Genomic DNA, 6,086 nt, shown 5'->3' with positions numbered 1-6,086 from the left:
CGGTTCGGGGTCCGGTAATCGTCGCCCGAGAATCTTCTCGATCGCATCGCACGCGCTAAAGATGTTCGCTGCGACGCCGAACGTGATGACGTGACGTGCTTCATGGCGAACAACCTCCCCGGGCCGCTTCTCTTCAACTACCTCATCACGAACCGCGATTGTTTCAAAGTTCTCGGTTACGACACCGATCACGGTGGCTGGATCCTCCGCCAAGAAAAGCGGGCCCCCGCTCAACCCTGGCGGGCAAGCGAAACTTAGCTCGAAAGCCGAATATCGACGACCGTCACGCTCAAAGAGAAACGGGCGCAGCACCGTCCCTCGGAAGAACCGAGGGGTCACCTTGACCGAGATCGGTGAAATCAAATCCACTGGATAACCGAACGCACAGACCTCTTCGCCGAAATCAGCCGCGTACTTAACTCGGCTAAACGGCGCCGCCCACCTCGCGCCTGGGGCGTCCGTCTGAAACACCGCAAGATCCGCTTCAAGAACCCATTCGATGCGTTGAACAGCAGTGAACAGGTCGGGCGGGGGACCGCCATGGTGATTGACCCGGAGTCGTTCCAGCGGGACTCCTTCTATGCAGTGGGCCGCGGTCACAAATACCATGGGCTCGAGAAGGCTGAAGCAGGATCCTAGGTACTTGCGCTCCCCGGTGTCGACGCCATCGAAGAGCAATCCGGTTCCGGCTACCGTTCTGCGGACGGCCTGGCGATCCACGTGAGGCACGGGAGCTCGAACGAGCGGACGGTCGCGCGCAAAGGGGGCGCGCCATGACCCCGAATACCGTCTCCGATCTCTCGCGTGGTCGCGAGGACCCGTATCACTCGTCCCCTCCGCTGTGTCGAGCTCGTGCGGCGGCGGCCGAGAAATTCCCGGCGCCCCGCGATGTCATTGCGAAACGGGACCAAGTCTGCGTTAAATCCTCCGAGAAATTACCGGCTCGCGAAAATCAGTGTACCGCAGATTTTCCTGTCGGCGATCGTCTCGGTTATGTGTCGGACGAGAGCGGACGGAAGGCCAGGGGAGACGATGTCGGCACGACAAACGACCGACGACACACGGATCGAATCCATCAGAATTGGTCCCGGCGATCCGCGGTATCTCGCGGTGGTCGATAAGCGCTTCAATAAGCGGTTCCGCGCGAGCCCGGACTACGTCCGGTTGGTCTGCTCGACCGATCAGGTGGTATCAGCGGTCGAGGAAGCCTTGATGCAAGGACGCCGACTCGCCGTGACGAGTGGCGGCCACTGCCTCGAGGGTTTCGTATCGGATGCCGGGGTGCGGGTGATCATCGACGTCTCGCCCATGAAGCGCGTGTATTACGACGCGGAAAGGGGCGCCGTGGCCGTCGAGGCCGGCGCCACGGTGGGCGAGACGTTCCGGGCGCTGTTCGAGACGTGGGGAGTCGTGATACCGCTCGGTGAGTATCCGGAGATCGGCATGGGCGGGCATGTGTCCGGTGGCGCCTTTGGCTTCCTCTGCCGCCAGCTCGGCCTCGCAGCGGATTATTTGTATGCGGTCGAGGTGGTCACGGTGGACGAGGGCGGACGGGCGAGCGGCGTGGTGGCGACCCGGGAGACGTCCGACCCGCATCGCGACCTCTGGTGGGCCCATACCGGCGGGGGCGGTGGCAACTTCGGCGTCGTCACCCGGTACTGGTTCCGATCGCCCGAAGCATCCGGAGAGGATCCCGCCGGGCTCTTGCCTCGCGCGCCGGAGTCGATCACGACCTTCAAGGCGGAATGGAGCTGGAGCGACATGGACGAGCCGGCATTCCTGCGACTCCTCAGGAACCACGGCGTCTGGTGCGAGCGAAACAGCAACGCCGATTCGCCGAATGCGTCCCTCTGGACCCTGTTCGAGATTCATCGTAAGCAGCTCGGAAAGATCGTCGTCCGCGGCGTGACCACGGCCGGCGCCGCCGCCGAGCGACAGGTGGATGACCATCTGGCGGCGCTGAGCGAAGGGGTCCTCGCACCGCACGGCCGAGAGCTCGCGCGGATGTCCTGGCTCGAGTTCGCCCTGAATCCATTCCCCGATTTGTTCGCCGCGCCGCCGGGCGGGGTGAGTGTCAAGGTGAAGGACGCGTTGCTCAAGAAACGGTTGACCGATCGCCAGATCGGCGTGGCGTACGATTACCTGACGCGCACCGACCACGACGTCATGGGCGGCATGCTGGGGCTCGCGACCTATGGCGGGCGGATCAACACCGTCGCGCCCGATGCGACCGCCTCCGCTCATCGAGATTCGATTCTCGACATGGCGTGCACCACCGGCTGGCTGAATCCGCGGGAAGAGGAGAAGAACCTGAGATGGGTGCGGGCATTCTACCGAGACCTGCTTGCGGAGAGCGGGGGTGTGCCAGTGCCCAGCGAGGCCTACGACGGGGCATTCATCAATCATCCCGACACCGACCTCCCGGACCCGGTGCTGAACACCTCGGGCGTGCCCTGGCACACACTGTATTACAAGGCGAACTACCCGCGCCTACAGCGGATCAAGGCGCGGTGGGACCCGCGGGATGTGTTCCGCCACGCGCTATCGATTCGGCCGTGAGGCGGGAGCGGCTGGGGGCCGCGACCTTCCTCATCCTTTTCTGCCTGGTCGCCATCGCCCAGCCGGCCTCTGCGACGATCGTGAAAACGAAGCGATTGCGCGAGCTTGCCTTGGTGATCGGATCGGGTATCGAATACGAAAGCGACGGCGACCAGACGGAATACGGTTTCCCCTTCCTCCTGGAATTCGAACCCTCGGATGCGCTCGGATTCACGTTCGAGCCGAGCTACGTCTCGATTCGCGACAAGAACGCTGGGCGCACGGTCCGTGGAGTCGGCGATCTCGAGACGACCGTGGCTTGGGAGTTTCTCGGGGAGCGCAGGAACCGGCCCGCCCTTGCTGTGGAAGGGAGCGCAAAGTGGCCAACCGCCAAGCACGAGGAAATCGGTACCGGCAAGGCCGACTACTCCCTCGGCGGCATCATCAGCAAGGAGTTCGTGCATGTGGATCTCGATCTCGAAGCGCTCTACACCTTCGTCGGGAGCCCGCCCGGCGTCAATCTGCGGAACACGTTCGAGGCATCCTTGGCGGCTGAATGGCACCTCAGCTCATTCCTCGATTTGGAAGGAGAGGTAGTCACAAGCTCTGGGTCGGGAAGCGGGTTTCGCGGACAGCCCGGTACCCTCGGTGGGCTCGGTGGCCTCGGAGCCTCGGAGAAAGGCGGGCGCGAAACCGAGGGAACGCTCGGTCTCGCCGAGCATCTGACCGATCATCTGAAACTCGAGGAGGGGATCATTTACGGGTCCGACGGCTCTTGGCAGGCAGTAGCCGCGTGGGAATTGGACTTCGCGGAGCGCTAGGGTTCTTCAACGTGCTCCGACGTGCCAGCAAACGCCGGCCAGATCGATGAAGTGGACTTCTCGACCCCACGGAAACTCGGTTGGCGGCTTGATCCGAAACCTTGGATACTTCTTCTCAAGCTGTCACTCATGCGATCCCGAGAAGCGGATGCCCGGTCCGAGGAGTGCCACGAACACCAGGGCGACCAAGATCCCAGCGACCACCCAGCCGGGGCTGAAACGCAGCGGAGAAACCGGGCCCGCCACGCCCGCCGATCCCACGGTCCGTTCCTCTACGAGTCTCGGGACGAATAGGAGCCCTGCCATGGCGCCGAAGCCGCTGCTCACGCCCGAGAGCAAGATCAGACTGGGGCCGACCCGATTGAGCGTCGACCCCGCGACCAAGAGCAGCCCACCCGCCACGTACGCCGGAAAGACCAGGCGGGGCCATTCCTTTCGATCCACCTGACCGTTCCGGACCAGGGAGATCGCATTGGCAGAAATGAGCCTGACCGCGCCAAAGTACAGTGCGGCGCCCGCCACCGTGATGACGGCGCGCCACGCCCCGTGGGGCTGAAGCCCGGAGATGACCACGGCCCAGTCCCCGAGATCGAGCACCCCGGAGAACAGCAGATATCCGGTGCCGTTCAGCAAGTTGACCGAGGTGAAGAGCCACAAGAAGTAACGCAACGCGCTGAACGTCGTTCCGCGGCGAAACAACCACATGGCGAGCGCGCCCACGACCACATTGGCAATGGAGCCCGCCGCCGCAACGAAGCGACTGCTGGTGCCTGTCTGCAGTGCGACGGTGGAAAGGGACAGCGCTCGAACGCCGGTCAGAGCGCATGCGAGGCCGTGGCCGAGTACCTCATGCGCCATGTCACAGGCCGCATACGCTACGGTTCCGACGGCGATCACCGTCCAGAGGTTGGCCGGGGCGGAACTCGGGTGCGAGGGGTCTCTCATCCGAGTCCCGGCTCAGGACGCTCCCGCGACCTTCAGGGTCGATCCTCCGCGCTCTTTCGAAGGGAATCTACCGTCGACGAATCCATCTCGATAACGACCGAGGTTTCGCTCTCAATGAGGGAGATGATCTTCTCGCGTGGCCCTTGTCGCCATTCAGCGCTTCCGTAGAAAGCATCCTGGCTCGATTGGCGATGTTCCAGGCTGTCATATGCTCGGATGAGGTAGTAGGAGCTTGTGTCGTGAGGGGAAGGACCAAACGCAACCACATCAACACCCCATCGTTTCAGCATGGGGAGGGACACTTCAGACACCAAGCGATGAAACTCGACGCGACTCCCAGGCGTCAGGTTATACGAACGTATTTCAACCAGCCTGTTCATCGCAGCTGGTTAGCAGACTCGGGGCTGCCCGGGGCGGGAGGGTGTCCGCAAGAAGCCCACCATCCTGAATTCCGATGCGCGAACCACGTCAAGAAACGCGCGACCGGATAGGCTTCTCCACGGCATCGCGGTGCCGACCTTGAACGCGCTCTTCCGAGCCGAATCGCTCGGAAAAGGTTGTCGCGGGCCAGCGTGTCCGGTCACCGGCCACGCCCACCGCCCGGGCCCCCCATCGAGGAGCGGGATCGAGCTGGATCGAGAGATCGCGCGCGGTGTCGGCCAAGGAGAATGTGCCCGACCCTGGCTAACCGGGTCGGCGCACGCTGGAGCGCGCCGCCTGCTCCGAATCGGAAGCTCGAGCCTGCCGTCCTATCGAGCGAGACCGGCTGGCCCCCGCTCCTCGTTTGCCTAGCGCACCCCGACGCCCGCCCATGCGCGCGGTGGAGATGCGCGTCGATTATGCGGGACCCGACTGCCGAACGCCGCCGGGTCCCTAGCCGCCAAAGCCGGTCCAGGGAGGATTCACTCGCAATAGGACCGTCTTTGGGACCCCTCAAATTGACGTGATCAGCGTGATGCTCGGGTCAAATCCTACGAAGCCGTACGGTATCGTGAGAATCAGCGTGCCACTGATTTCCGCGTCGGACGGACTCCCAAGCCAGTGTCAGACGGAATCGGATACGGGCGAGCCGGAGGCGAGCAGTCTTGCTGGTCAGCTACTCGACGAGGTGGTTTCGGACCGCGTACACGGTCAGGTCGGCATTCGTGCGGAGGCTCATCTTCTCGAGGACGCGCGAGCGATAGGTGCTGATGGTTTTCACGCTCAGGTGAAGCTCCTCGGCGACCTCCGAAACGGCGTGGCCGGAGGCAAGGAGCCGGAAGACCTGATATTCCCGCTCGGAAAGCTGATCATGCGGGGGCCGGTCGGCGTCGCGATCTATCATGAGGGCGAGGCGCTCGGCTAGCCGCGGGCTCACGTACCGTCCCCCCGACACGACCTTCCGGACCGCTTGAACCAGCTCCTCGGGAGCGCTCTCCTTGGTCAGGTATCCCGAAGCGCCGGACCGGAGCGCGCGGACCGCGTATTGGTCCTCGGAGGCTATGGTCAGGATGAGGATCGGGAGCTTCGGACGCTGGCGCTTGATTTCGCGGAGCAGATCGAGGCCGTTTCCGTCGGGGAAGTTGAGATCGAGCACGACCACATCCCATTCACCCTGCCGGAGTTTTGCCAACACCTCCCGGCAACTCCCCGCTTCGCCTTGAACGACGATGTCCCTGGCCTCGCCCAGCACTTCGGCTAGGCCGCGCCGGAGGACGGCATGATCGTCGGCGATGAGTGCGCGGATCACGGTTCCGCCTCTTGGGCGGGAGCGTTATGGGCAAAGCACATACGAGATCCCTC

Annotated in this window: 6 protein-coding genes; 2 read left to right on the top strand and 4 right to left on the bottom strand. The window is 63.6% G+C overall.

Going from position 1 to position 6,086, the window contains the following annotated elements:
- Positions 1–678, bottom strand: a 678-nt coding sequence (locus E6K76_06820) for a trypsin-like peptidase domain-containing protein (GenBank protein TMQ58830.1), incomplete at its 3' end; no start/stop codon positions are given.
- Between the two features lie 354 nt (positions 679–1,032).
- Between E6K76_06820 and E6K76_06815 the strand changes: the two genes are divergently transcribed.
- Entirely contained in the window at positions 1,033–2,559 is a 1,527-nt protein-coding gene (locus tag E6K76_06815) for an FAD-binding oxidoreductase (GenBank protein TMQ58829.1), read from the top strand.
- On the top strand, positions 2,556–3,359 hold the full coding sequence (locus tag E6K76_06810; protein ID TMQ58828.1) for a hypothetical protein: 804 nt from the start codon (positions 2,556–2,558) through the stop codon (positions 3,357–3,359). Before E6K76_06815 ends, E6K76_06810 begins: the two co-directional genes overlap by 4 nt.
- A gap of 123 nt (positions 3,360–3,482) precedes the next feature.
- Here E6K76_06810 and E6K76_06805 read toward each other — a convergent pair whose 3' ends face one another.
- The 3 genes from E6K76_06805 to E6K76_06795 form a co-directional block, all read right to left on the bottom strand.
- On the bottom strand, positions 3,483–4,217 hold the full coding sequence (locus E6K76_06805; protein TMQ58827.1) for a hypothetical protein: 735 nt from the start codon (positions 4,215–4,217) through the stop codon (positions 3,483–3,485).
- A 119-nt stretch (positions 4,218–4,336) separates the two neighbouring features.
- Positions 4,337–4,684, bottom strand: coding sequence for an NIPSNAP family protein (locus tag E6K76_06800; GenBank protein ID TMQ58826.1), 348 nt, complete (start codon positions 4,682–4,684; stop codon positions 4,337–4,339).
- Between the two features lie 716 nt (positions 4,685–5,400).
- Positions 5,401–6,033 carry a response regulator transcription factor gene (locus E6K76_06795; protein TMQ58825.1) on the bottom strand — a complete coding sequence of 211 codons (633 nt, stop codon included), beginning with the start codon at positions 6,031–6,033 and terminating at the stop codon, positions 5,401–5,403.
- Between the last annotated feature and the right edge of the window lie 53 nt (positions 6,034–6,086).

This window comes from Candidatus Eisenbacteria bacterium, from assembly GCA_005893275.1.
Taxonomy (GTDB): domain Bacteria; phylum Eisenbacteria; class RBG-16-71-46; order SZUA-252; family SZUA-252; genus WS-7.
The sequence above is the reverse complement of the archived record's forward strand: the minus strand, read 5'-3'. Positions and strand labels throughout refer to the sequence as shown.